Raw genomic sequence first — 26,054 nt, forward strand, 5'->3', positions numbered from 1 at the left:
GTTGCAATGCGAATAAAACCAACAAGCATGCAAAGGGAGAACCATGGCATACATGGAATGGACGCGGGATCTGGAGTCGGGTATTTCAGTCATCGATACGCAGCATATGCGGATCGTCGAATTCATCAACGAGTTGGATGACGCCTGCCGAACCGGCAACATCGACGAGACCAATCACGTGATGGAAGGGCTGCTGAATTACACCATCACGCATTTCGAATTCGAAGAGAGCCTGCAGGAAAAGGCCGGATATCCTTACCTCAAGGCACATCGGCGCATCCATGAAATCTTCATGAAGAAGATCGCCGATATCAGGGGCCGCGCCTCCCGTGGGGAAGATGTGGCGCCGGAACTCTTGAACCTGCTGAAAGGCTGGCTGACCAGCCATATCAAGGGCGAGGATCGGGACTATATCGAATCGGTGAAAGTCATCACCGACAGCAGCGATGCGGAAGTTTCCAGCTGGCTGAACTCGACCCTGAAGAAAATTTTCGGCTGAACCGGCACGACGCAGCAAGCCCTGCCTCGCCAAGCAGGCGGAAGCGACAGCCTGCCATCATCGCTTCAATTGCGAGATATCTACGCGCACGGCCCTGGAAGCGCGCGACGGACTGGTCGGCGCTGCCGCATCGGCCAGCGTGTTCTTTTCCAGCACCGCCATGAAAGCCGCCCGGCCTTCGTACAGCATCGATTTCAGACGGCATGTCGGGCTGATCACGCAGTTGTCCGTCGCCGGATTGAAACACTCCAGCAGATCCAAATCGGGTTCTGTTTTCCTGACCACGTCGCTCAGCAGGATCGACTCGGCAGAACGCGCCAGCCTGATCCCGCCGTTCTTGCCCCGGGTAGTGGTGATGAAACCGTGTATGCCCAGACTATGCACCACCTTGACCAGATGGTTGCGGGAGATGTCGTAGTGCTCGGCGATCTCGGTGATCGTCGCCGTCTGCTCCGGCTTGGTCGCCAGGTACAGGAGCACGCGCAAGGAGTAATCGGTGTACAGGGTCAGTCTCACAATATCAATTTCCTATCTGCATGATTCACGCTTGACAAAAAAGAACACCGCCCGATAAGATGCATTTGGAATACATTTTATCGCAATCCATGCCGAGCGCAGCCTCGAATGTAAAAAAAGCGTCAAAAATGTATCCCGGTTTCATCTGGCTTGGCAATCGTGTTTGTATTTTAGGGCTGGACTACATTAGTTCACGAAACTCACAAGGAGAGAGAGTATGAGCAGTCTGTACGAGAAAATCGGTGGTGATGGTGCGGTTAATGCAGCAGTGGATATTTTCTATCGCAAGGTCCTGAAGGATGACCGCATCAAGCATTTCTTTGACGGTGTCGACATGGACAAGCAAGCCGCCAAGCAAAAGGCCTTCCTGACCATGGCTTTTGGCGGTCCGCACAACTACACCGGAGAAGACATGAGAAAGGGGCATGCACACCTGGTCAAGAACGGATTGAACGACTCGCATTTTAATGCAGTGATGGAAAATCTGGGCGCCACACTCAAGGAACTCAACGTGCCCGCCGACCTGATCGCCCAGGCAGCGGCCATCGCCGAAAGCACCCGCAACGACGTACTCGGCAAATAAGCAGGACTCACATCATGCCCAGCATCACTTACGGGGGGCAGTCATATCTTTGTCGCGCTCAGGAATCCGTGCTCGACTGCATGACTGCCCATGGTGTGACCATACCGTCGTCATGCCACTCCGGACTTTGCCAGACCTGCCTCATGCAGGCCGTCAGGGGGAACATCCCTGCCGCCGCCCAGGCCGGCCTGAAAAACACCCTGGCTGCCCAGAAATACTTTCTTGCCTGTTCCTGCTACCCCGAGGAAGATATCGAAGTGGCACTTCCCAGCGCTGGCACGGGAAAATTCTCCGCCACGGTGACTGCGATCCAGCCACTGAATGATGACATTGTCTGCCTGCAGCTGCAGACGGACGCAAAGCTGGAATACAAGGCGGGGCAATTCATCAACCTTTACAAGGACGCCTTCACTGCGCGCTCGTATTCTCTGGCGAGCGTACCCGACATTGACGAGCATCTCCAGCTCCACATCAGGAAAGTCCCCAACGGCCTGGTCAGCCAATGGATCCATCAGGCATTGAACGTCGGCGACAGCATCGACATATCCGAAGCAACAGGGGACTGTTTCTACACCGAGGACAAACCCGACCAGAGCCTGCTGCTCATCGGCACAGGTTCCGGATTGGCGCCGCTATACGGGATCATCCGCGATGCGCTCGCACAAGGCCACCAAGGGACGATCAGGCTCTACCACGGTAGCGAGACGGTCGAATCGCTCTATCTCGCGGATGAATTGCGATCGCTATCGCAGCGCCACCGCAATTTTGTCTATACGCCCTGCATCTCCGGGAGCATGGTCCCGCCGGGCTATGCCTCAGGCATGGTGGCCGACGTGGCATTGCGGGAGAATCCCGATCTTTCCGGCTGGCGGGTATTCTTGTGCGGACACCCCGCGATGGTGGACAACGCGAAGAAACAGGCATTCTTCGCCGGCGCATCCATGCGCGACATCTATGCCGATCCGTTCAAGAGCGCGCTGCAAAACAATGCGGCAGAACAGGCCCAAACGGCAGCCTAAGACAAGGAAATTTACGCAGAATTGACGTTCAACGGGAAGTCCCGCCATGTGGCAGCGCAAAAACATATGCCGGACTTCCCCTTTTGCCCGACTTTAAGTTACTCTTCGGTTCCGGTTACGGCTGGGTTCCGTACTTATCGAATTTGACAGGAAAGGTTAGAAATGGATTCCAAGATACGCACTCTCATCATCGCCATCATCGCTTCGGTCGCTTTGTGGCTGCTCGGCGGATTTGTGTTCGGCAAGTCGATCGGGATGATATTCGTGATCGTGGGCATCACGCTTGTGGGTCTGGCTGCAGGCAACATCATGAACTCTCCGGAACCCACACAAAAGAAAACCTCCTGATCCGCTGTCGCCGTTGCGGATAACAGTCCGGCCCATCAAGCCAGGCGCCATCCGCAACCAAACACCGACGTTGTGCAGAACGCCCGACCACCCTGGATCGGGGCGTCATCTTCTCCTTGTTGCACCCTACTGGTCCTGCCGATGCAGGTGCTTGTTCAATTCCGCAAGATCCTGGATCACATCCCGGGAGGCTCGGGCATACTCGTTCTTCAACAATGCATCTGATCCAGCCAGATCCCTTTCCTGCACCTTCTTGACCACCGAGCCGGCCACAAAGTGGAAATTGGCATGATCCGAACGCAATTTGTGGAAGCCTTCGTCATCATGAAAATAATTCAGCGCCGGTCCATGTATCCATTTGCCCAGCACACATTGATCGTCGCGACAGATCACCATGGGATCGAGTTGCTCCCTGGATGTCCCGTCCAGGTAACTCTGTAAGCGCCCTTTCCACTTCATGTGTGCTTCTATGCACTCGGCTATATCAATCTCGGAGCGAATGCTGCGGCGAATATTCGCCATCTTTTCCTCATCGTGTGCATCGTGCCCAAACAATCTCGAAAAAAAACCCATGCTTTTTTCCTCCATTTGTCGTTAACACCAAACACAAACCATTCTGACAGGATGGTTTTACAACCAGGCCGCCCGACGAGTCAATACCTGCTTTAAGTGCTTGCCGCTCCTTTTTGATGAGGTGGCTGTGGAGAGTCCGGCATCAACGCCCGGCAACCATCATGTTTTCGATCAGTATCGAACCGCATTGGCGCGAGCCCTGCACCAGCAGATCGCTACCGACCGCAGCGATCTGCTGGTACATGTCCTTGAGGTTGCCGGCGATGGTGATCTCTTCCACCGGATACTGGATTTCGCCGCGCTCGACCCAGAAACCGGCAGCGCCGCGCGAATAGTCGCCCGTGACCTGATTGACGCCATGTCCAAGCAGTTCGGTGACCAACAGGCCGCGCTGCATCATGCGCAACATGCCGCTCAGGTCCTGCTCGCCCGGTCGCAGAATGAGGTTGTGCGTGCCGCCCGCATTGCCGGTGCTCCGCATGCCGAGCTTGCGCGCAGAATAGCTGCCGAGGAAATAGCCGCGCAATATCCCCGCTTCCACCACTGCTCGCCGCCGGGTACGCACCCCTTCGTCGTCGAAAGCGCTGCTCGCCAGACCGCGCGGAATGTCCGGCACATCGTCGATATGGACGTGCCTGGAAAACACCGGTTTATCCAGCTGGTCGAGCAAGAAGGAGGATTTGCGGTACAAGCTGGCGCCGCTCACTGCGCCGACGAAATGGCCGAGCAGACTGGCCGCAACAGGCGCTTCGAACAGGACCGGCACTTGCATGGTAGCCAGCTTGCGCGCGTGGAGGCGACGTACCGTGCGTTCGGCGGCGATACGCCCGATCTCTTCCACTTTCAGTATTTCGCGCGCATCGCGTGCCGAGCCATACCAGTAATCGCGTTGCATCCCGTCACCCTTGCCGGCAATCACCGAACAGCTGACGCTGTGACGCGAACTGGGATAACCGCCAATAAACCCCAGGCTATTCGCCTGCACGAAACACCCTTCGCTGACATTGACGGTGGCACCTTCTGAGTTGCTGACGCGCCTGTCGGTGCGAAACGCTGCCTGCTCGCATTCGCCCGCCAGTTCGATGGCCTGTTCCACGTTCAGCACCCACGGATGATACAGATCCAGGTCGGGGAACTCGGTCGCCAGCTGGCCTGCCTCCGGCAGCCCGGCACAATCGTCCTCGGCGGTATAGCGCGCGATGTTGAGGGCAGCATCCACCGTATCGCGCACCGCCTGCTTCGAAAAGTCCGAAGTGCTGGCGTTGCCTCGCCGCTGCCCCAGGTAGACATTGACGCTCATGCCCTTGTCGCGGTTATATTCGATGGTCTCCACCGCCCCCTGCCGCACCGTGACGGCCTGCCCGAAACCTTCCGAAACCTCGGCAGCGCAGGCGGTCGCGCCTTGTTGACGGGCATAGCGGACGATGTCGGAAGCAAGCTGTTGCAGGGTATCGAGACTGTGTGGAACTTTGGCGTTCATAAAAAATCGGGCGGCTGGTTCATCGGGAAGCGCTATCATATCAACATCCGCAGAACCTTACCGATACCATGAACACGCACCACCGCCGCGACGACGAGCTGGAAGAAGAGTTACCGCCCAGCAAGACCAAGATCAAGAAACAGATGCAGGAACTGCAGGACATCGGCAAGACGCTGACGGGCCTGCCCAACGAAAAACTGCGCGAGCTGGATTTGCCCGAAAATCTGCTGGAAGCATTGACCGAATACAAACGCATGACGAAATTCGGCGCGCTCAACCGCCAACTGCAATACATCGGCAGGCTGATGCGGGATGTCGAGCCTGCGCCCATCCTCGCCAAACTCGATGCCTGGAACGGCGTATCGCGGCAGCATACGGCCTGGCTGCACCAGCTCGAACATTGGCGCGATCGCCTGCTGGAACAGCCGGAAGCGCTCACCGAATTGCTGGCTGCGCACCCGGAAGCCGATGCACAGCGGCTGCGCACATTGATCCGCAATGCGCAAAAAGAAAAGGAGGCCGCCAAGCCTCCCAAGAGTTACCGCGAACTGTTTCAGGCACTGCGCGAAATCATACCCGAACCGCTGTAAAGCAGACTGCCAGCGGCAGGGATTGCCCCTGCCGGCACCGCGAATCATGCAGCCTTGACCATGTGCGGGTGTTTCTCCTCCACGATCCGGTCCAGGATCTGCATCACATTCAGGCTGGCTTCTTCAGCCGCGCTCATCGCATCGATGATCTTGTCCTGCACCGCAGGATCGCGTTCCCACTGCTGATCAAGGAGCGCAACCGCCGCTTTCACGGAATCATGCACCTTGGCGTGAGGGACTTGCAGCTGTTTGAACGACTGCAACTCGCCGAACACCGACTTTCCTTCGCCTTCATACCACTTGCCGAGGCGGCAGCCGTGGTGATCGACATCCACTGCTTTCCTGAACTCTTCGTGATCCTTCTGGCTGACCAGCACATAGGAGCGTTGCTTGTACACGATGTGATCGACCTTGACCAGCGAGGCGAAACTCAGGTCCTGCGCATAACGCGCCCCGTTAAGCGTGGTCACCGCCGATTCGTAGAAATGCCCGAATTTCTTTTCCAGCTGCCCGATGACCCCCTGCGACGAGTTGGCGATCTCGCGCATCTCCTCCGACTCCGTCAGCATCTTGGAGGCCTCGCCCTGCAGCATTTGCATGATGCGCCCGATGGACTCGGATGCGCTCTTGGTGTTTTCGGCGAGCTTGCGCACCTCGTCCGCCACGACGGCAAAGCCCCGGCCAGCCTCACCGGCGCGCGCTGCCTCGATGGCGGCGTTCAGCGCCAGCAGATTGGTCTGGTCGGCGATAGAGTTGATCAGGCCAACCGCCTTGTTGATCTCGGAGCTGCGTGCGTTCAATTCGGTGATCGATTCATTGGCATGGTTCACCCGCTCGACGATGCCGGACAGGCGCTGCACCACATCGCTGACGGACGTGCGGCTCTCCTCGGCATCTTCGCGTGTGCGCCGGGATAGCGCGGCCAGCTGTTCCATCTTGTCGGTGATCACGCGCAAATCCTGCTGGCTCGACACCAGGTTCTTCAGCAGGTTGTTGGTATTGAGCTCGTGCACGCGGGACAGCAGTTGCGTGCGCATTGCATTCTGTTTCTGATCGGCCATCCCCTCCAGCAGGACATTCTGATTCTCCAGGCCTTTCTTGAAACCGCCGTGCATGCCGGTGGGCAAGGCTTCGCGATAAAACTTGCCTTCCAGGTTGGCGCGGAAGCTGGTGCCCTGTTCGCGGAAGAACGTGTTCAACTGATCGAGCATGTCGTTGACGCTCCAGCTCAGGGCGCTGATCTCGTCCCTGGCCTGGGATATCCCGGTCACGCGGCGGTTGAATCTGCCCTGCGAGACCTCATCCACCACCTCCTTGAGCCTCACCACCGGCGCCATCCACTGCCGCACCAGCCATTGCCCCCATGCCGACAACGCCACGCTGACCAACAGGAATACGACCATGAAGATATCCACCCCATGCAGCACAAAGCTGGTCAGGATGATGGCCAGCGCGATCGCCGAGAACGACCATAGCAGCAAGGAGAACTTAAATTGCAAGGACGAGTTCTTCATAGCTGAGCCCTTTCTCTTTCAATAGATCGACCAGTATCTTGGTTGATGCGGCAATGGCGTTGGCTGGCCCCGCCTTCTTTTCGGCTTCCAGCATGGCCGCATAGAGACCGCTTACCGTCTGCACCCCGCTTTGCTTGGGCTTCCTGCGCACCGAGAAATACCCGGTGATGTTGCCAGTCTGATCGAAAACCGGCGTGACATTGGTGAACACCCAATAGAACCCGCCATCCTTTGACATGTTCTTCACATAGGCGAAGCATTCCTCGCGATTCTGTATCTTGTCCCACAGCAGCTTGAACACGCCTCGCGGCATGTCCGGGTGACGGATGATGTTATGCTGGGAACCCAGCAATTCGGCTTCGGTATAACCGGAAAACTCGATGAAGATGCGGTTGCCGTAGGTGATGAGCCCCTTCGGATCGGTCATGGAAACGATGAAATCGTCTTCCCGCATGACCCGTTCGACCGAGGTCGGTGTGATATGTCGCTTCATCTCTCCTCCAGAATGCTAGTTTGTTTTTTTATGGCAGTTATGAGTAGTATCGGCAACTCCACCGATATGTTTAGGCCCGATTCTAAATGGATACCCCTTCAGCCATAAAGCGGATTAGCGACAAATTATGACTTCTGTTCTCCCCTGCATCACCCTTGAAACCGGCAACAACCCGAAATCCAGCATCATCTGGCTGCACGGCCTGGGCGCGGATGGGGAAGATTTCGCGCCAATCGCCCAGGAACTGGGGCTCCCCGTCGCGGTACGCTACATCTTCCCGCATGCCCCTATGCGCCCCGTGACCATTAATGGCGGCTACGTGATGCGCGCCTGGTACGACATCCTCGGCGGTGCCGCTGCGGCTGAAATAGCAGCCAACATCGGCCGGCAGGAAGACGCCGCAGGCATCCGCACCGCTCAGGCACTGATCGAAAATCTGATTGCCCTGGAAAAACAGCGCGGCATAGCAGCCAGCCACATCTACCTCGCAGGATTCTCCCAAGGCGGGGCCGTCGCCCTGCACACGGGATTGCGGCACAAGGAACGACTGGGCGGGATACTGGCGCTCTCCACTTATCTGCCGCTGCCGCAGACACTGCCCATCGAAGCGGACGCCAGCGCCAGGCAGACCCCCATCTTCATGGCACACGGACAGGACGATCCGGTCATTCCCCATGCGTTCGGGAGGGCGTCCGCGGAAGAATTGCTACGGCAGGGTTATACGCTGGAATGGCATGACTACCCCATGCCGCATTCGGTCTGCCCGGAGGAGATACGCGATATCGAACGGTGGTTGCGGCAGCGGCTGTCCGCATGACGCCTATTCGGCGGTGACTTCCGGTTCCATCAAGCGATAGCGCGCAAGATCGTAGTCGTCGCCACTTTCAACCCGTGCCAGTGGCAGCAGCAGATAGCCTTTGCCGCCCTTATCCATATTCAGGCTGCGACTCGGTGAAAAGGTATCCGGCTTCATCAGCAGCCATGCCTCGCCGCTGGTATCGCCAGGCCGGTTCAGATACAGGGCGAGCTGCCCGCCCTCCTCGGCAGAATACCCCCGCTCGATCAGCGAAACCCCGGTGATCTGCGTACTCACCACTTCCACGCCGATGTGCAGATTGTTGTTCTCGTCGAGACTCAGGCGACGCACGATGCCGGCCCCCCAGTGCGGCACATTCTCCGGCTTGCTCCCGATCAGCGAGCCGATCTTGATCCCAGCCGCCCGCGCAGCCGGAACAACGCTGCGGAAACCGGTGACGCTGATGTCCTCCACCTCCCATAACTCGCCGACGTCGGGATTGAAGAAATTCAGTCCGGCATCCGCCTTTTCCAGCATATGGAAGAAACCGTTCGCCACCTTGAGGCTGACGCTGATCTTGCGGCGCGGATTGCGCCGGGTGGGCGGCGGCTGGGTGAGACTGTCGATCAGGCGGCGCAACGTTTCGCGCACCAGTTCCGCATCGTAGGTCGCCCCGCAGAAATTGACGTCGTCCGGCACGATTCCCTTGTCCAGCGTCTTGAGCAGACTGTTGAGCCGCGTCAGCGACTCGCTCAGCACGATGAAGCGCAACGCCGGGTGCAAGGTAGCCTCGTTGGCCATGCGCATCGGCGGAGTGGGCTGGGAGAGGTCGAACACAAACAGCGCATTGGCATTGTATTGGTCGTATACATTCAGACTCGCGCCGGCATAGGAGATCAAACGCTCGGTGATGTGCGCCTGCAAGGGACTCAGCACACCGGCACTCACGCCATACCAGCCCAGCAATGTGCAGAATTCCTGCTTCACCGAGGTATTGCCCGGAACCCCCGGGTATAAAGGTACCGCATCGTTCTGGTAACCGTATCGCTCGGCATGGCTGTAGTATTCCGACAGGTGCTGCCACAACGGCGCTTCGACCAAGGCATAACGCGCCACGGCCATTTTCAGGCGCCCGGTCAGCGCCGCGATGCCGCGCGTTCCCAACGACGCCATCTCGGTCTTGAAGCCGGAAGCGCCGCGTGCGCCATTGATCAGGCGCGTCAGCACGTGATGATGGGCGAGTTCGCTCTGGGTGTAGTAATTATTCAGTACCGTCCACAGGCGGTTCTCCTGGAACCTGGAGAGCGGCTGCACGGTGAAGTAATCGCGCAACAGCTTGCGCACATAGGGCTGCGCCGCATCGTCGAGCATGCGCAGCACGGCGAATTCGTGATCCAGGCGAAAATCCTCGGCCAGCTCGACAGCAGTTTCAATCCAGCCGGTCAGTTCCTGCACGGCGTTCTGCGCATCGTTCTTCGGGATCTCTTCCAGCACCTGTTGCGCCGTCTTGATGTCCGCCAGAGGATGATCCGATTTCTTGCCAAAAATTCCCAACATCGCGACTCCCAGCGTTTGCGCACCTCGTATGGGCCATAATATAAGCATAAATCGCCTGCCTTGACCATATGTCGTCCGGCCTATAACCCTGTATAAGCATGATGATACCGCTGCTTCGACACGACCTTTCGTTCCCGCCCGTCACCCAGGCGCTGCGCTCGCCCAACGGATTGCTGGCAGCGGGCGGCGACCTGTCCCCGATGCGCCTGCTGGAAGCTTATCGCCACGGCATCTTCCCCTGGTTCAACGCGGACGAACCCATCCTGTGGTGGAGCCCCGATCCGCGCATGGTACTGTTCCCGCAGCACTTCAGGATCTCGCACTCGCTACGCAAGAAATTGCACAAAGGAGCATACGAAGTACGCACCGACACGGCCTTCGAGCAGGTCATGCGCGCCTGCGCCGCGCCGCGCCAGGGCGCACAAGGCACATGGATCCACGAGGAGATGGTCGCCGCTTACTGCGAACTGCACCGCATGGGGCATGCGCACTCGGTTGAAACCTGGATGGAAGGAGAGCTCGCCGGAGGGCTGTACGGCATGGCGCTGGGCAGGATGTTCTATGGCGAATCCATGTTCAGCCGCAGGACAGATGCTTCCAAGATCGCCCTCGCCCACCTGTGCGCGCAACTCCGCCGCTGGGAATTCGGCATGATCGATTGCCAGATGAACACACCGCACCTGGCATCGCTGGGCGCAGCCGAGATACCGCGCAAGGAATTTATCGCCCGGCTGCAAGACTTGATAAACTATCCGCCTGTACCTGCCTGGCGTTTCGACGACGATCTTTTCTCATGAGCCTGCTCAACGACATCCCGATCTCCGCACTGCACCTCTACCTGACTGCACCTTACCCGTGCAGTTACCTGGATGGCCTGGAAGCGCGTTCGCAGGTGGCCACCCCGAGCTTCCTCATCTCCACACCGGTCTATTCGGAACTGGTCCGCCATGGTTTCCGCCGCAGCGGCACCTTCACCTATCGCCCGCGTTGCGATACCTGCCGCCAATGCGTGCCGGTGCGCGTGGTGGTGGATGAGTTCAAGCCGACGCGCTCGCAGCGCCGCAGCCACAAACAGCATGGCGACCTGAACGTCACGCTGCATGCCCTGAAAGACAGGGCGGAATATTTCGAGCTGTACCGCCGCTATCAGGAGGCACGCCACCGCGACGGCGGCATGGACGACGACAGTCCCGAGCAATATCGCAACTTCCTGCTGCAAAGCCACGTCGACACCATGCTGGTGGAGTTCCGCGAAGGCGAGTTACTGCGCATGGTCAGCGTGGTCGATGTGCTGCAGGATGGATTGTCTGCGGTCTACACCTTCTACGATCCCGATGTCGCCCACAGCAGTTACGGCACATTCAATGTGTTGTGGCAGATCGAGCTATGCCGCAAGCTGCAACTGCCCTTCCTTTATCTCGGCTACTGGATCGCGGACAGCCGGAAGATGGCATACAAGGCCAACTTCCAGCCGCTGCAGGGCCTGTACGACGGCACATGGCAGGCGATCCCGCCCAAAGACACCTCATGCTGAGCCGGCTGATCGCTTTCACCGCTGTCCTGCTGCTCATCCCGCCGAGCGCGCTGACGATCGCCGGAATGGAATGGGAGGCCCCCGCCCCTGTCGCAGGGGCCGCATGGCTGCCTGCCTTGCTCAGCATGCTTGCCGTCATCGTTTTTTGCATCCTGCTGGATACCCTCATCTACCACCGCACCAATCACAGCCTGCTGCGCTCCCAGCCCGGCTACCTGCTCTGGAGCAGCCTGGCAGGCGCGCTCACCGGTGCGCTGTCCGCCTACCTGAACCTGTTCGCCGGCAGCTGGTTCACCCCGGCCAGTTCGCCAACGCAAGCGCTGCTGCTGGCGGCACTGTGCGGCTTGGCCCTGCTGCCGGCAGTATCGATCGCACGCCTGTGGCTGGCCGGATTGCCCGGCCTGGTTCGCATGAGCGCACGCAGATTCGCATTCCCCGCATTGCCGTCTGAACCTGCCGCAAAACTCCTGCTGCTTGCAGCGTTGACAGGGCTGATCGGCGGCACGGTCTGGCCCGGCCATCTGGCCTGGCTATTCTGGCCATCCCCGCTGCTGTTGCTCGCGGCACTGCAATTGTTGTGGCATGAGAGCACCGTCTTTTCCGGCCTGGTGCGCGGCGACTGGAGTCGCGTCCTGCTCGGCTCGCTCGCCGGCATCCTGGTCGGCGGCATCGCGCTGGCGACCTACCGCCTGAGCGGGGGGGTGATCTATCTCGGCGCGAACACCTGGCAACTGATCGCCGGCATGGCCGTATCCGGACTGCTCTGCCTGCAGATCGGCGATATCGTCGCCGAGCACTGGCGCGGCAGGAAACGCGCCGGGCTGCTCAGGAAAAAACCCTTCCCCGTCCCCATCGTCACAAAGAAAGAACCCTAGATGTTCCAACTGCTCCGTCCCGCCCTGTTCGCGCTCGATCCCGAGACCGCACACCATGCCACGCTCGATGCGCTGAAGGCCGCGCATTGCCTGGGCACCCTGCCGCTGGTGGTAAAACGCCCCGAGAGCGATCCGCGCACCGTGATGGGCCTGACCTTCCCCAACCCGGTCGGGCTGGCCGCAGGGCTGGACAAGAACGGCGGTTACATCGACCCGCTCGCCGCGCTCGGTTTCGGCTTCATCGAGATCGGCACCGTGACGCCACGCCCGCAACCCGGCAACCCCAAGCCGCGCCTGTTCCGCCTTCCGCAGGCGCAGGGCATTATCAACCGCATGGGCTTCAACAACGACGGCGTGGACAAGCTGATCGAAAACGTCAGGCAAGCGAAGTTCAAAGGTGTCCTCGGCATCAACATCGGCAAGAACGCCGACACGCCGATCGGGAAAGCGGCAGAAGACTACCTGATCGGCCTGCGCAAGGTATACGCGCATGCCAGCTATGTCGCCATCAACATCTCCTCGCCCAACACCAAAAACCTGCGCCAGCTGCAGGGCGGCGACGAGCTGGATGCGCTGCTCGCACAGTTGAAGGCCGAACAGAAAAAACTGGCGCAGCAGCACGGCAAGTATGTCCCGCTGGCAGTGAAGATCGCCCCCGACCTGGACGGCGACCAGATCCGGCAGATTGCCGCATTGCTCATCAAACACCGTATCGACGGCGTGATCGCCACCAACACCACGCTGTCGCGCGAAGGGGTGGAGAACCTGCCTCACGGCAACGAGACCGGCGGCCTGAGCGGCGCACCGGTACGCGAGAAGTCCACCGCCGTCATCCGCCAGCTCGCCGCCGAACTGCAGGGCGCGCTGCCCATCATCGGCGTGGGCGGCATCCTGAAAGGTTCCGATGCGTTGGAGAAGATGCAGGCCGGGGCAGCGCTAGTGCAGATGTACAGCGGCATGATCTACCGCGGCTGGGAACTGGTATCCGAATGTGCGGCGGCAATAAAGGCAAAGCGGACTTAGTCCCATCTCACATCACAGCCAACCGATATCCCACCCCCACCTCGGTCAGCAGATAGCGCGGACGCGCCGGATCCTGTTCCAGCTTGTGTCGCAGCGCGCCCATGTAGATGCGCAGATAATGGGCGCGCTCGACGTAGGTCGGCCCCCACACCTCCTTTAGCAGCAGCTGGTGCGTGAGCACCTTGCCCGCATGCTTGACCAGAACGGTCAGCAGACGGTATTCGATGGGCGTCAGGTGCACTTCGGTACTGCCGACCGTCACTTTGCGATGCACCATATCCACGCGCAATTCGCCCACCGTGAACATGCCTTCCTCTCCACCATTGGCTGCCGAAGCAGCCTGCCGCAATGCCACACGCATGCGCGCCAGCAGTTCGCCGACGCCGAACGGCTTGACCAGATAATCGTTGGCGCCCGCATCCAGCGCCGAGATTTTGTCGCCCTCCTGCGAGCGCGCCGACAGGATGATGATGGGCACGGAAGACCAGGCACGCACCCCCCTGATCACCTCGACGCCGTCCATGTCCGGCAGGCCGAGGTCAAGGATGATGAGATCCGGCTTGTTCGTGGCCGCATCGCTCAGCCCCTGCCTGCCGGTCTCCGCTTCGACCACCTGATAGCCTTCCGACACCAGCGTGGTACGCAGAAAGCGACGGATTTGCGCTTCATCCTCGACGACGATAATGGTGGCGGCGTTAGGCATGGTCAGGCGTTTTCTTCATGTTCAATCGAAGGCGGCTCGCTCAGGAGCAGGGTGAAATGGAAAGCGGCCCCGCCGGTGGACAGATTCTCCGCCCATATCTTCCCGCCGTGGGCCTCGATGATGGAGCGGGAGATGGACAGCCCCAGCCCGGCTCCGCCCTGGTTGCCCTCGCTGGCAACGCGATGGAATTTTTCGAAGATCAATTTCTCTTCCCCAGCGGGAATGCCATGCCCGCGATCAGAAACGGTCACCGTCAATTCCCCTGCTGCTGCCGCCGCACCGATCTCTATCGGCGTGCCGGGCGGCGTGTACTTCACGGCATTATCCAGCAGATTGGCGAACACCCGCTCGATCAGCAGACTGTCGATCTCGACCAGCGGCAGGTCGCGCGTCAAGCGAACCGTAACCGGATGGTCGGCCAGCCGTGCGTTCATGCCCGCCAGCGCAGCACCCACCACCTCTTCCAGCGGCTGCCATTGCCGGTTCAGCACGATGGCACCTGCCTGCAACCGCGCCATGTCGAGCAGGTTGTTGGCAAGGCTGGCCATGCGCGTTGCCTCGTCATAGATGGCCTGCCCCAGTTCGCGCCGCGCAACGTCGTCCAGCCGTTCGCTGTCGCGTACCAGGCTGCTGGAAGCACCGACGATGGCTGCCAGCGGTGTGCGCAGATCGTGCGAGATAGCTGACAGCAGCGAATTGCGCAGCTGTTCCGTTTCGATCTTCAGCTGCGCACTTTGCGCCTCTGCCGCCAGCCGCACGCGCTCCAACGCCAGCGCGATCTGGCTCACAAAAGTCTCCAGCAGCCTCTGCTGCTCGGGCAAAGCCAGCCGCGCAGAATTCAAGGGGAGCAGCACCAGCACGCCCAGCACTTCTGCCGAGGCCCGCAATGGCAAGTAAATCATATCTCCGCCAGGCAGCGTATCGGTCCCTGCCCCAGCCATCTGCCCGTGATCATAGACCCACTGCGCCACGCTCAGGTCGCTGCCATGACAGGATTCGGCCAGCCCTTCTTCGTTTGGATAATGCAGGCGGCCGCCGACATCAGGCAACAACACTACGACCTGCGTCTCGAATACATCAGCCACATGCCTGACCGCTACCCGCACAATGTTTTCCTGGCCTCGCGTAGCCGCCAGTTCGCGGCTCATGGCATACAGCGAAGCGCTACGTCGCTCGCGCATGCTGGCAACCCTCGCCTGGTGCTTAATGCTCACCGTCATGCTGCTGATGACCAGTGCGACCAGCAGCATGACGCCAAAGGTAATCAGATATTGGCTATCCGACACGGCAAAGCTGAAACGCGGCGGCACATAGAAGAAGTCAAACAGCACCACCCCCAGGAATGAGGCGAGCAAGGACGGACCGCGTCCGTAACGCGCCGCGACCACCACCACGCCCAGCAGATAGACCATGACCAGATTAGCCAGATCAAAATGGTTGTACATCGGCCAGGCCACTGCGGTACAGATCGCCGAGGTCACTGCTGCCCACAGGTAATCGATGCGCCATCTGAATAACGGCTTCTGTTCTTCGGCGGCCAGCCCGAGATAGAGACGGCTGCGCGAGAAATAGGGGTTCTCGCGCAACTGAGACAAGGCGTCGGATTCCTTGCCTACCACGTGGATGTCGATATCACTAGCCTGGCGCACGATGGTATCCACCAGCGAACCATGCAGCCTACGCCGCCATCCGGCGAAGGTCGGCTTGCCCAGTACGATGCGCGTGGCATTGCGCGCGCGCGCATAGGCGATTACTTCGTCCGACAGTTTATGGCCGTTCAGCGTGGCGGTCTCGGCGCCCAGTTCTTCCGCCAGCTTCAACGTGCGCAGAATGACGTCGCGCTGCTCGCGCGAAAGATGCTGCAATTTCGCTGTTTCGATGTAAACGACGATCCACTCCGCCTTGAGCATCTGCGACAAGCGATAAGCCGCGCGTACCAGGTTCTCCGCATTGCCGCCTGGACCGATGCATACCAGCATGCGCTCCTTGACCTGCCACACATTCTGGATGGCATGGTCGTCACGGTAATCGCGCATCTGCGCATCGACACGATCCGCCGTGCGACGCAAGGCCAGTTCGCGCAACGCAATCAGGTTGCCTTTGCGAAAGAAATTCTGCGCGGCACGCTCCGCCTGCTGCGGCAGGTAAACCTTGCCTTCCTTCAGTCGTTGCAACAGCTCGTCCGGCGGCAGGTCAATCAGCTCGATCTCGTCCGCATCTTCCAGTACCGCATCGGGCACCGTCTCCCACACCGGGATGCCAGTGATCTGCGATACCACGTCGTTGAGGCTCTCGATGTGCTGCACGTTGATGGCGGTGTAAACGTCGATTCCCGCTTCCAGCAGCTCGTCCACATCCTGCCAGCGCTTGGGATGGCGCGATCCGGGCGCGTTGCTGTGCGCCAGCTCGTCCACCAGGATCAGCGCCGGGCGGCGCTTGAGCGCGGCATCCAGATCGAACTCCCGCAACTGCGCGCCGCGATACTCGACCAGCCGCGGCGGCAGCAGCTCCAGCCCCTCCAGCAGCTGTTCAGTCTCCACCCGCTTGTGCGTCTCCACATAGCCCGCCACCACGTCCAGCCCTTCGGCACGGCGCTCGCGCGCGGCCAGCAGCATGCCGAAGGTCTTGCCCACGCCGGCGCTGGCACCGAAGAATATCTTCAGGCGGCCGCGATGGCGTTTCGCCTCGGCGCGCTGCACGCGCTCGAGCAGCGAGTCTGGATCTGGTCGTTGAATATCTTCGCTCATGGCACCAAGCTGCTCCACCACGTCTGCCGATCGACAGGCGTACACGCATTCATCAAAGCTGTTAAGTGAGCTAGTTCAGCCATATTATGATTTTTCTTCATGGATCCAGTTTACCGCATCTGTTTTAGGCGATTCCGAAGATGACGATGGCTTGGCCTCATCTCCCGCGAATCGATCTTCTTGTGAATGCTGCGGCAAGACGATCATGAGATAGGCAAGGCCAAGCGGAACGAAAACCGCGAGGACAGCCAGGCCGGCTTCCAGCAATCCGTCCATGGCAGGCAGCAGCATGCTGTTCATTGCTTTGTCGATGAGGTCACGGTGTCCTTCATCCTTTGCGCAATGCATCCAGCGCCAGATTGAGTTCCAGCACATTCACTACTGGCTCGCCGAGGATGCCGAACTGACGACCTTCGGTATGCTGTGCCACCAGTTTTCGCACTGCATCGGGAACGATGCCGCGCAGCCGCGCCACCCGTGCAACCTGGTATTCCGCCGCAGCCGGGCTGATGTGCGGATCGAGCCCGCTGCCGGATGCGGTGACCAAATCGACCGGCACCGGCTGCGTATTGCCGGGATCGTCGTCGCGCAACGCGTGCACACGGACTTTCACGGCATCCAGCAGAGCAGGGTTGGTCGGCCCCAGATTGGAACCGCTGGAAGCGGCCGCATTGTTCGGCATCGGGCCGGTCGCCGATGGACGCCCCCAGAAATATTTGGGGTCGGAGAACGACTGGCCGATCAGACTGGAACCGGTCGGCTTGCCATCCTTCACGATCAGGCTGCCATTGGCCTTGCCCGGCATGGTGGCCTGCGCAACGCCAGTGACGAACAACGGATAGACGATACCGGTCAGCAATGACAGCAGCACGAAGCTGGCGATGGCAGGGCGAAGTTCTTTCAACATGATGTTTCCTTTCTTAAGCCAGATGTAAGCCAACCAGCAGCATGTCGATCAGCTTGATGCCTATGAACGGAACAACGATGCCGCCCAGGCCATAGGCCAGCAGGTTGTTGCGCAGCAGCACGTTGGCGCCGATTGCGCGGTACTTCACGCCCTTTAGCGCCAGCGGCACCAACGCGATGATAATCAGGGCATTGAAAATCACCGCCGACAGGATGGCGCTGGAAGACGTTGCGAGATGCATCACATTCAGCGCACCCAGTGCCGGATAGGTGGTGGCGAAGGCAGCTGGGATGATGGCGAAATACTTGGCCACGTCGTTGGCGATGCTGAATGTGGTGAGCGAACCGCGCGTCATCAACATTTGTTTTCCGGTCTCCACGATCTCAATCAGCTTGGTCGGGTTGGAATCGAGGTCCACCATGTTGCCCGCCTCCTTGGCGGCCTGCGTGCCGGTGTTCATCGCCACCGCCACATCGGCCTGCGCCAATGCGGGCGCGTCGTTGGTGCCGTCGCCGGTCATCGCCACCAACCGGCCCTGCGCCTGATGTTCGCGGATCAGTTTCAGCTTTGCTTCGGGTGTCGCCTCGGCAAGGAAATCATCCACGCCTGCCTCGGCCGCGATGGCGGCGGCGGTGAGACGATTGTCGCCGGTGATCATGATGGTCTTGATGCCCATGCGGCGCAGCTCGGCAAAGCGTTCCTTGATGCCGCCCTTGACCACGTCCTTGAGCTCGATCACGCCCATTACCTTGGTGCCGTCGGCCACCACCAGCGGCGTGCTGCCACGGCGCGAAACGTTGTCGACGATCATGTTCACTTCTGGCGGAAACTGGCCGCCCAGGCTGAGAATGTGATTGCGGATGGCATCGGCAGCACCCTTGCGGATCTGGCGTGCTGCTGCGCCATCATGTGCCGGGACATTGACGCCGCTCATGCGCGTCTGCGCGCTGAACGGGATGAAGGTCGCACCCATCTCGTGGATATTGCGCTCGCGCAGACCGAATTTCTCCTTGGCCAGCACCACGATGCTGCGTCCCTCCGGCGTCTCGTCGGCCAAGGACGCGAGCTGCGCGGCATCGGCCAATTCGGCTTCAGTCACGCCGGAAGCATGCAGGAAGTTGCTGGCCTGGCGGTTGCCCAAGGTGATGGTGCCGGTCTTGTCCAGCAGCAGCACGTCGACATCGCCCGCCGCTTCCACTGCGCGACCCGAAGTGGCGATCACGTTCTTTTGCAGCATGCGCCCCATGCCGGCCACACCGATGGCGGAGAGCAGGCCGCCGATGGTGGTGGGGATCAGACACACCAGCAGCGCCACCAACACGGTGATGCTGACCGGCTGCCCCGCACCGGCCGTCGCCACGCTATATAGCGAGAACGGCAGCAGCGTGACGATGACGAACAGGAAGATCAGCGTCATCGCCACCAGCAGGATGGTCAGCGCGATCTCGTTGGGCGTCTTCTGGCGCTTGGCCCCCTCCACCATTGCGATCATGCGGTCGAGAAATGTCTCGCCTGGATTGGTGGTGATGCGCACCACCAGCCAGTCGGACAACACACGCGTGCCGCCGGTCACGGCGGAGAAATCGCCGCCAGATTCTCGGATCACCGGGGCGGATTCACCGGTAATGGCGCTCTCGTCCACCGAGGCCACGCCCTCGATCACGGTGCCGTCGCCGGGGATGAACTCCCCCGCCTCGACCAGCACGACCATGTCCTTGCGCAGTTCCTCGCCTTCCACCAGCTGCCATTTGGCACCGTATCGCGGCTCGTGCAGCTTCTTGGCCCATACCGCTTTCTTCATGCCGCGCATGGCGGCAGCCTGCGCGCGGCTTCGCCCCTCGGCCACAGCCTCGGCAAAGTTCGCAAACAGGACGGTGAACCACAGCCACAGGGTGATGGCGAGGATAAAACCGGTCGGCGCCTCACCTTGTCCGAACAGTGCCTGGAAGAACAGCGCCGTTGTCAGCACGCTGCCTACCCACACCACGAACATCACCGGGTTCTTCATCTGCTGAGCCGGGCTCAGCTTCCTGAACGAATCGACCACAGCCTGCCCAACGATCTCACGCTCGAACAACGCGAATGAAACGGTCTTGCTTGTCATGTCTGTCTCCTAATGAACGCCGATCATGTTCAGGTGCTCGATGACCGGCCCCAGTGCCAGCGCAGGAACAAAGTTCAGTGCACCCACCAGCAGCACAGTACTGATCAGCAGCCATACGAACAGCGGCGTATGCGTCGCCATGCTGCCTACACTCGCGGGAATGCGTTTCTTGGCCGCCAGCGAACCGGCCAATGCCAGTACCGGGATGATCAGCCAGAAGCGGCCGAACCAGACGGCGAAGCCCAGCGCACTGTTATAAAACGGCGTATTGGCGGAGATTCCGGCGAACGCACTGCCGTTGTTGCCCACCGCCGACGAGAAGGCATACAGCACTTCGCTGAAACCATGCGCGCCGGGATTGAAGATGCTGTTCTTGCCGGCCTCCAGCATCACGGCCAGCGCGGTACCACCGAGGATGATCAGCGGCGGGATCAGGATCACCAGCGAGGCCATCTTGATGTCGTAGGCTTCGATCTTCTTGCCCAGGTATTCGGGTGTGCGGCCGATCATCAGTCCGGCCAGGAACACCGCAATCACGGCATACACCAGCATGCCATACAGGCCGGAGCCGACGCCGCCGAAGATCACCTCGCCCAGCTGGATCTGAGCCATCGGCACGAGGCCGCCCAACGGCGTGAGCGAATCATGCATCGCGTTCACCGCGCCGCAGGAGGCCGCGGTGGTGATGGTAGCGAACAAGGCGGAGTTGACGATGCCAAAGCGCGTCTCTTTGCCTTCCATGTTGCCGCCGGATTGTGTGGCGGAGATGGATTGATCCACGCCCAGCGCATTGAAAGCCGGATTGCCGTTCAGTTCGGCATATTCGGCCACGGCAAGAAAGCCAACGAACAGCAGCGTCATGGAAATGAGAATCGCCCAACCTTGGCGCGTGTCACCCACCATGCTGCCGAAGGTGTAGCACAGCGCGGCCGGAATCAGGAAAATCGCGAGCATGGACAGGAAATTTGCGAGCGGCGTGGGATTCTCGAACGGATGCGCCGAGTTGGCGTTGAAGAAGCCGCCGCCGTTGGTGCCCAGCTGCTTGATCGCTTCCTGCGAGGCGACCGGCCCCATGGCGATGACCTGCTCATGTGTGGCGATCTTCTCTGTGACCGGATTGCCAGCAGCATCCTTCAGAGGGGGGCCCGCGGCGTCCACCCTGGGGTTGTCATAGGTGGTCGCATCCACCGTGATCACAGCCTGGTAGGCGGACAGGTTCTGGATCACGCCCTGCCCTACCAGTACCAGAGCCAAAATGACAGAAAGCGGCAACAGGATATAAAGTGTACTGCGCGTCATGTCCACCCAGAAGTTACCGATGGTCTCCACCGTGTGCCGCGCAAAGCCGCGGATCAGCGCAATGGCGACAGCCATGCCGGTGGCGGCAGAGAAGAAGTTCTGCACCGTCAGCCCGGCCATCTGTGTGAAATAGCTCATCGTGGACTCGCCAACATAGCCTTGCCAGTTGGTATTGGTGACGAAACTCAAGGCTGTGTTGAACGAAGAGTCAGGCGTGACCGCCCCCATGCCCTGCGGGTTCAGCGGCAGCATGCCTTGCAAGCGCTGCAACAGATACACCGCCAGCACGCCCAGCAGGCTGAACCACAGCATGGCCAGCGCATAGCGTGTCCAACGCATTTCCTGCCTATCGATGCCGCACACGTGATAGAGCAAGTTTTCAGCCGGTTGCAGCCAGCGCACGAACACAGGCAAGTCGCCTTCATACACGCGCCGCATGTAAATACCGAGCGGCCTGGTCAACGCCAGCAGCACGCCCAGATAGAGGGTGATTTGAAAGATGCCGTTGATCATGAGAATAGCTCCGGTTTAAACAAGGCGACCACCAGATAGGCCATCAATAGGATGGCCACGATGGCGCCGATAATGTAGAACGTCATGATTTGCCTCCCAGCTTGTCCAGGCCGCGCACGAACAGCACGCTCAGGCCGAAGAAGGCAAGGATCAGCAACAGATATAACCAGTCCATTTCATTTGCTCCTTGTGTGTATTGACACGGCGAGCATGGTAGAAGTGGGCGGGTCAAAATGGTATATAGATGAATTCCGCCGATATATAGATTTCGTAAAGATTTCAGGAGCATCGGCCGTTGCAGATTGTATTGATAAGTATTCAAAGCTAAAGTGCCGTTCGGTCTTTTCCTGCAGGAAATCCGGATGAAAAACGCCTTCACACGGCGCATAACAAGATATGTAGCTCGCCACCGACAACGGCGAGCCAGATGGGAGTTCGCAACATGAATCAACCAAGCAAAGCTTCCAATGGCGCTCTGGCGCTGGCCGCGCTCGGCGTGGTGTACGGCGACATCGGCACCAGCCCGCTGTACGCCTTCAAGGAAGCATTCACCGGCACGCACGGACTGACCCCCACCGAACCCAATGTGCTGGCGACGCTGTCCGCACTGTTCTGGGCGATGATGCTGATCATCTCGATCAAGTATGTGTGGATCATGCTCAAGTTCGACAACGACGGCGAAGGCGGCGTGCTCGCCTTGACCGCGCTGGCAAACCGTTCGGCGAAGGGCGCCGCGCGCTGGACGACATGGATCGTCACGGCGGGCATCTTCGCCGCCGCCCTGTTCTACGGCGATGCGCTCATCACCCCTGCCATCTCGGTGCTCTCAGCCGTCGAAGGGCTCAGTGTCGCCACCCCGGCCTTCGAAAAATTCATCGTCCCGATCACCGTCGGCGTGCTCGCCGGCCTGTTCTTCATCCAGCGCCACGGCACCGGCAGCATGGGCAAGCTGTTCGGCCCGGTCACGCTGCTGTGGTTCACCGCGCTGGCGGTGCTGGGCGCGCTCAGCATCGCGCAGAACCCCACGGTGTTGAGTGCCGTCAATCCCGTATACGCCATCGACTTCGCGCTGGAGCATCCTGCAGGCATGTTCCTGCTGCTGTCCGCGGTCTTCCTGGCCCTCACCGGCGGCGAAGCACTGTATGCCGACATGGGGCATTTCGGCGCCAAACCGGTCAGGCTGGCCTGGTATGGCCTGGTCTGCCCGGCCTTGCTGATCAACTATTTCGGACAAGGCGCCCTGGTTCTGCGCTCGGCCGACGCGATCCAAAATCCGTTCTACCTGCTGTCTCCCGACTGGTTCCTGCTGCCGCTGGTCGCGCTGGCCACCGCCGCCACGGTGATCGCTTCGCAAGCCACCATCTCCGGCGCCTATTCGATGACGCTGCAGGCCATGCGCATGGGCTACCTGCCGCGCCTGTACATCCAGCACACTTCCGATTCGCAGCGCGGCCAGATCTACATTCCCGCCGTGAACTGGATGATGATGGTCGGCGTCATCGTCCTCGTATTCCAGTTCGGCTCCTCCAGCGCGCTCGCCGCCGCCTACGGCATCGCCGTCTCCGGCACCATGATCATCACCACCGTGCTGACGGTGTTCGTCGCCCTGATGCTGCCGGGACGCATGCGCATCCTGATGTTGCCTGCCTTGCTGATATTTGCCCTGCTGGAACTGATGTTCTTCAGCTCCAACCTGACCAAGATCGCCAGCGGGGGCTGGATGCCGCTGGCACTTGGACTGCTGATCTTCCTGCTGCTGTCGACCTGGAAGCGCGGCAGCACGCTGATCGCCGAACAGCGGCGCAAACTGGACATCCCGATGGCGCTGTTCATCTCGGGAACGCAACCCGAGGTGCCGCGCGTACCGGGCACAGCGGTCTACCTGACCGCCGATCCGACCATGGTACCCAGCGCCCTGTTCCACAACCTGAAACACTTCAAGGTACTGCACGAACAGACGCTGTTCCTGCATGTGGTGACTGCCGATGTACCCTATATCGAAATGAAGCAGCGCATGCAGGTGAACCAGCTGGCACCCGGCATGTACAACGTGGCCCTGCATTTCGGTTTCCGCCAGGAAGTCGACATCCCCGCCTCGCTGCAAGGATTGTCTGCGCATGGCATACAGCTCGAACCGATGAGCACGACCTTCTTCATCGCCCGCTCCAATGTGGCCGATGGACCAGGTGGCATGCCCGCCTGGCGCTCCTCCCTGTTCTCCTGGATGACGCGCCAGTCCGAAGGGGCGGCCAGCTTCTTCAACCTGCCAGCCAACCAGGTGGTCGAACTCGGCACCAAGGTCATGCTGTGATGTGGCGCCCCACCCTGTTCCCATCCCGGGAATCCCCCATTGCATTCGGGAGGGTGCACAGGTAGAGTGCCGCCCCATTCTTCCGCGCAAGGCGGAAAAGGGCGGCATGAGCGAAACACAAACAAAGCAGAAATTATCCGGCCTGTTGCTGGGCGCGATAGGCGTGGTGTACGGGGACATCGGTACCAGCCCGCTGTATGCATTGAAAGAGACCTTTGCCGGACATCATCCGCTTGCGGTGACGGAAGCCAACGTACTCGGCGTGCTCTCCGTGATGTTCTGGACCATCATGCTGCTGGTGTCGCTCAAGTACGTGATCGTCATCATGCGGGCAGACAATCACGGCGAGGGCGGCTCGCTGGCCTTGCTCTCCTTGGCCAGCGAACTGACCTCCGGCAGCACCAGGACAAAATGGTTCATCGGGATACTCGGCGTATTCGCCGCCGCCCTGTTCTATGGCGACAGCATGATCACCCCGGCGATCTCGGTACTCTCCGCCGTCGAGGGCCTGGATGTCGTCGCTCCCCAGCTCGGTCACTATGTCCTGCCCATCACGCTCTCGGTATTGACCGCGCTGTTCCTCGTGCAAAAGCATGGCACCGGCGCAATGGGGCTGGCGTTCGGCCCGATCATGGTCTTCTGGTTCGCCAGCCTGGGCATCCTGGGCGGCCTGTCCATCGCCAGGCATCCGGATGTGCTATGGGCGCTCAACCCGCTCAATGCAATCCACTTCCTGGTCATCGACCCGCAGCTATCGTTTCTGACGCTTGGTTCGGTGGTGCTCGCCGTTACGGGCGGCGAAGCGCTGTATACCGACATGGGACATTTCGGGAAATTCCCGATCCGGCTGACCTGGTTCACGTTCGTGCTGCCCGCTTTGACATTGAACTATTTCGGGCAAGGCGCATTGTTGTTGCAGAACCCGCAAGCCATCGAGAACCCGTTCTACCTGCTCGCCCCGGGATGGGCGCTGCTCCCCATGGTGCTGCTCGCCACGGCAGCCACGGTGATCGCCTCGCAGGCGGTGATCTCCGGCGCCTTCTCGGTAGCCCGGCAATCGGTGCAGATGGGGCTGCTGCCGCGCATGGAAATCCGCCAGACCTCGGATAAGGCGCAAGGACAGATTTATGCCCCCCTGACGAACTGGACGCTCTATCTGGCGGTCATCTACCTGGTGCTGACCTTCCAGAGCTCCAGCAACCTGGCGGCGGCATATGGCATCGCCGTCACCGGCACGATGACGATCGACACCATACTGGTCGCGTTTGTCCTCGCTGCGTGGCGCTGGTCGCCGCTGCTCGTCGTCCCGCTCATCGGCACCTTCCTGACTGTCGACCTGGCTTATTTTTCCGCCAACGCACTCAAGATCCCCCAGGGCGGCTGGTTCCCGCTCGGCATCGCGGCGCTTTCATTCACCGTGCTCACCACCTGGAAGCTGGGGCGTAAACTGCTGTTCGACGAGATCGCGCGCCAGGCCATCCCCATCCAGGTGGTACTGGATAGCGCCGACGGCGTGAGCCGGGCGCAAGGCACCGCCATCTTCCTCACCGCCATCGGGGAAGGCGCCCCCTCCGCGCTGCTGCACAACCTCAAGCACAACCAGGTGCTGCATGAACGCAACATCCTGCTGACCGTGATCGTCGAGGACAAACCTTACGTCACCAAGGGCAACCGCCTGCTGATCAACGACATGGGCAAAGGTTTTTACAGGCTGCGCGTTTTCTACGGCTTCATGGAAACGCCGGACATCCCGGCCGCGCTGGAATTGTGTGCCAAGCAGGGACTGGTCTTCGACATGATGAACACCTCGTTCTTCATCTCGCATGCCGTGATCGTCACCGGCACGGGTCCGGGCATGATGCACTGGCGCAAACGCCTGTTCCTCGCCTTGTCCAGGAACGCCATGAATGCCGCCGAATTCTTCAATATCCCCACCAATCGGGTCATCGAAATGGGAACGCGTATCGAAATATGAGCCCTCGCCCAGCATCTGACAGGCGTGCCGAAGCCCTGCCGCACCCGGCTTCTTAATCACTCCGGGTAATATGCATATGCTGCAAGCGAAGTTGA

At 60.1% G+C, this 26,054-nt stretch carries 25 protein-coding genes and 2 pseudogenes; 12 read left to right on the top strand and 15 right to left on the bottom strand.

Annotation, left to right across the window (positions count from 1 at the left end; all coding sequences use genetic code 11):
- Positions 1–43: 43 nt before the first annotated feature.
- Positions 44–499, top strand: coding sequence for a bacteriohemerythrin (locus L6418_RS10275; RefSeq protein ID WP_237246828.1), 456 nt, complete (start codon positions 44–46; stop codon positions 497–499).
- 57 nt (positions 500–556) lie between these two features.
- Here L6418_RS10275 and L6418_RS10280 read toward each other — a convergent pair whose 3' ends face one another.
- Positions 557–1,015: an Rrf2 family transcriptional regulator gene (locus L6418_RS10280; RefSeq protein WP_237246829.1), complete on the bottom strand. Its 459-nt coding sequence runs from the start codon at positions 1,013–1,015 to the stop codon at positions 557–559.
- Between the two features lie 217 nt (positions 1,016–1,232).
- Between L6418_RS10280 and L6418_RS10285 the strand changes: the two genes are divergently transcribed.
- From L6418_RS10285 to L6418_RS10295, 3 genes are all read left to right on the top strand, one after another.
- Positions 1,233–1,598, top strand: coding sequence for a group 1 truncated hemoglobin (locus L6418_RS10285; RefSeq protein WP_237246830.1), 366 nt, complete (start codon positions 1,233–1,235; stop codon positions 1,596–1,598).
- Between the two features lie 14 nt (positions 1,599–1,612).
- Entirely contained in the window at positions 1,613–2,617 is a 1,005-nt protein-coding gene (locus L6418_RS10290) for an FAD-binding oxidoreductase (protein WP_269807808.1), read from the top strand.
- A 162-nt stretch (positions 2,618–2,779) separates the two neighbouring features.
- A complete protein-coding gene (locus tag L6418_RS10295; RefSeq protein WP_237246832.1) occupies positions 2,780–2,965 on the top strand; it encodes a hypothetical protein in 186 nt (61 codons plus the stop codon).
- A 126-nt stretch (positions 2,966–3,091) separates the two neighbouring features.
- Here L6418_RS10295 and L6418_RS10300 read toward each other — a convergent pair whose 3' ends face one another.
- Both L6418_RS10300 and pmbA read right to left on the bottom strand, forming a co-directional pair.
- Complete coding sequence (locus tag L6418_RS10300) at positions 3,092–3,553, bottom strand: CZB domain-containing protein (RefSeq protein WP_237246833.1); 462 nt, start codon at positions 3,551–3,553, stop codon at positions 3,092–3,094.
- A gap of 127 nt (positions 3,554–3,680) precedes the next feature.
- The gene (gene pmbA, locus L6418_RS10305) at positions 3,681–5,018 is read right to left on the bottom strand and encodes a metalloprotease PmbA (protein WP_237246834.1); all 1,338 of its coding nucleotides are present in this window, start codon (positions 5,016–5,018) and stop codon (positions 3,681–3,683) included.
- A 68-nt stretch (positions 5,019–5,086) separates the two neighbouring features.
- On the opposite strand from pmbA, the gene yjgA reads away from it, so the two are divergent.
- Positions 5,087–5,608, top strand: coding sequence for a ribosome biogenesis factor YjgA (gene yjgA / locus L6418_RS10310; protein ID WP_237246835.1), 522 nt, complete (start codon positions 5,087–5,089; stop codon positions 5,606–5,608).
- A 44-nt stretch (positions 5,609–5,652) separates the two neighbouring features.
- Here yjgA and L6418_RS13495 read toward each other — a convergent pair whose 3' ends face one another.
- From L6418_RS13495 to L6418_RS10320, 4 genes and pseudogenes are all read right to left on the bottom strand, one after another.
- The gene (locus tag L6418_RS13495; RefSeq protein ID WP_408641577.1) at positions 5,653–6,177 is read right to left on the bottom strand and encodes a CZB domain-containing protein; all 525 of its coding nucleotides are present in this window, start codon (positions 6,175–6,177) and stop codon (positions 5,653–5,655) included.
- Positions 6,160–6,819, bottom strand: a pseudogene (locus L6418_RS13500) (methyl-accepting chemotaxis protein); the annotation flags it as partial. The pseudogene L6418_RS13500 and the gene L6418_RS13495, both read right to left, overlap by 18 nt.
- Positions 6,814–7,122 (bottom strand): annotated as a pseudogene (locus L6418_RS13505) (HAMP domain-containing protein); the annotation flags it as partial. The pseudogenes L6418_RS13505 and L6418_RS13500, both read right to left, overlap by 6 nt.
- Positions 7,097–7,615 carry a PAS domain-containing protein gene (locus L6418_RS10320; RefSeq protein ID WP_237246837.1) on the bottom strand — a complete coding sequence of 173 codons (519 nt, stop codon included), beginning with the start codon at positions 7,613–7,615 and terminating at the stop codon, positions 7,097–7,099. The gene L6418_RS10320 and the pseudogene L6418_RS13505, both read right to left, overlap by 26 nt.
- Positions 7,616–7,742: 127 nt before the next feature.
- Here L6418_RS10320 and L6418_RS10325 point away from each other — a divergent pair, with 127 nt between their 5' ends.
- Complete coding sequence (locus tag L6418_RS10325) at positions 7,743–8,432, top strand: alpha/beta hydrolase (protein WP_237246838.1); 690 nt, start codon at positions 7,743–7,745, stop codon at positions 8,430–8,432.
- A gap of 3 nt (positions 8,433–8,435) precedes the next feature.
- Here the strand turns inward: L6418_RS10325 and L6418_RS10330 are convergent, their stop codons facing one another.
- Positions 8,436–9,968, bottom strand: coding sequence for a hypothetical protein (locus tag L6418_RS10330; protein ID WP_237246839.1), 1,533 nt, complete (start codon positions 9,966–9,968; stop codon positions 8,436–8,438).
- A gap of 101 nt (positions 9,969–10,069) precedes the next feature.
- Here L6418_RS10330 and aat point away from each other — a divergent pair, with 101 nt between their 5' ends.
- Genes aat through L6418_RS10350 form a run of 4 tightly spaced genes read left to right on the top strand, consistent with a single transcriptional unit; the run spans position 10,070 to position 13,400 of the window.
- On the top strand, positions 10,070–10,765 hold the full coding sequence (gene aat, locus L6418_RS10335; RefSeq protein ID WP_237248731.1) for a leucyl/phenylalanyl-tRNA--protein transferase: 696 nt from the start codon (positions 10,070–10,072) through the stop codon (positions 10,763–10,765).
- Positions 10,762–11,502 (top strand): arginyltransferase, encoded by a 741-nt coding sequence (locus tag L6418_RS10340; RefSeq protein ID WP_237246840.1) that lies wholly within the window; start codon positions 10,762–10,764, stop codon positions 11,500–11,502. Before aat ends, L6418_RS10340 begins: the two co-directional genes overlap by 4 nt.
- Entirely contained in the window at positions 11,466–12,377 is a 912-nt protein-coding gene (locus L6418_RS10345) for a hypothetical protein (RefSeq protein WP_237246841.1), read from the top strand. The genes L6418_RS10340 and L6418_RS10345 overlap by 37 nt, the downstream gene beginning before the upstream one ends.
- Positions 12,378–13,400, top strand: a complete 1,023-nt coding sequence (locus tag L6418_RS10350) for a quinone-dependent dihydroorotate dehydrogenase (RefSeq protein WP_237246842.1) — start codon at positions 12,378–12,380, stop codon at positions 13,398–13,400.
- A 7-nt stretch (positions 13,401–13,407) separates the two neighbouring features.
- On the opposite strand, the gene kdpE is transcribed toward L6418_RS10350, so the two are convergent.
- The 7 genes from kdpE to kdpF all read right to left on the bottom strand — a co-directional run bounded on the left by kdpE (position 13,408) and on the right by kdpF (position 21,759).
- A complete protein-coding gene (kdpE, locus tag L6418_RS10355; RefSeq protein WP_237246843.1) occupies positions 13,408–14,103 on the bottom strand; it encodes a two-component system response regulator KdpE in 696 nt (231 codons plus the stop codon).
- Between the two features lie 2 nt (positions 14,104–14,105).
- Positions 14,106–16,850, bottom strand: coding sequence for a sensor histidine kinase KdpD (locus L6418_RS10360; protein ID WP_237246844.1), 2,745 nt, complete (start codon positions 16,848–16,850; stop codon positions 14,106–14,108).
- Positions 16,851–16,934: 84 nt separating this feature from the next.
- Positions 16,935–17,150, bottom strand: a complete 216-nt coding sequence (locus L6418_RS10365) for a hypothetical protein (RefSeq protein WP_237246845.1) — start codon at positions 17,148–17,150, stop codon at positions 16,935–16,937.
- 28 nt (positions 17,151–17,178) lie between these two features.
- Positions 17,179–17,757: a potassium-transporting ATPase subunit KdpC gene (gene kdpC / locus L6418_RS10370; protein WP_269807809.1), complete on the bottom strand. Its 579-nt coding sequence runs from the start codon at positions 17,755–17,757 to the stop codon at positions 17,179–17,181.
- A 13-nt stretch (positions 17,758–17,770) separates the two neighbouring features.
- Positions 17,771–19,861 (bottom strand): potassium-transporting ATPase subunit KdpB, encoded by a 2,091-nt coding sequence (kdpB, locus tag L6418_RS10375; RefSeq protein ID WP_237246846.1) that lies wholly within the window; start codon positions 19,859–19,861, stop codon positions 17,771–17,773.
- A gap of 9 nt (positions 19,862–19,870) precedes the next feature.
- Complete coding sequence (gene kdpA / locus L6418_RS10380; RefSeq protein ID WP_237246847.1) at positions 19,871–21,673, bottom strand: potassium-transporting ATPase subunit KdpA; 1,803 nt, start codon at positions 21,671–21,673, stop codon at positions 19,871–19,873.
- Positions 21,670–21,759, bottom strand: a complete 90-nt coding sequence (gene kdpF, locus L6418_RS10385) for a K(+)-transporting ATPase subunit F (RefSeq protein WP_237246848.1) — start codon at positions 21,757–21,759, stop codon at positions 21,670–21,672. The genes kdpA and kdpF overlap by 4 nt, the downstream gene beginning before the upstream one ends.
- Before the next feature lie 356 nt (positions 21,760–22,115).
- Here kdpF and L6418_RS10390 point away from each other — a divergent pair, with 356 nt between their 5' ends.
- Together L6418_RS10390 and L6418_RS10395 are read left to right on the top strand one after the other, a co-directional pair.
- Positions 22,116–23,984 (top strand): potassium transporter Kup, encoded by a 1,869-nt coding sequence (locus L6418_RS10390; RefSeq protein ID WP_237246849.1) that lies wholly within the window; start codon positions 22,116–22,118, stop codon positions 23,982–23,984.
- 106 nt (positions 23,985–24,090) lie between these two features.
- Positions 24,091–25,959: a potassium transporter Kup gene (locus L6418_RS10395; RefSeq protein ID WP_237246850.1), complete on the top strand. Its 1,869-nt coding sequence runs from the start codon at positions 24,091–24,093 to the stop codon at positions 25,957–25,959.
- Positions 25,960–26,054 lie beyond the last annotated feature (95 nt).

The sequence above is a fragment of the Sideroxyarcus emersonii genome (genome assembly GCF_021654335.1).
GTDB classification, from domain to species: domain Bacteria; phylum Pseudomonadota; class Gammaproteobacteria; order Burkholderiales; family Gallionellaceae; genus Sideroxyarcus; species Sideroxyarcus emersonii.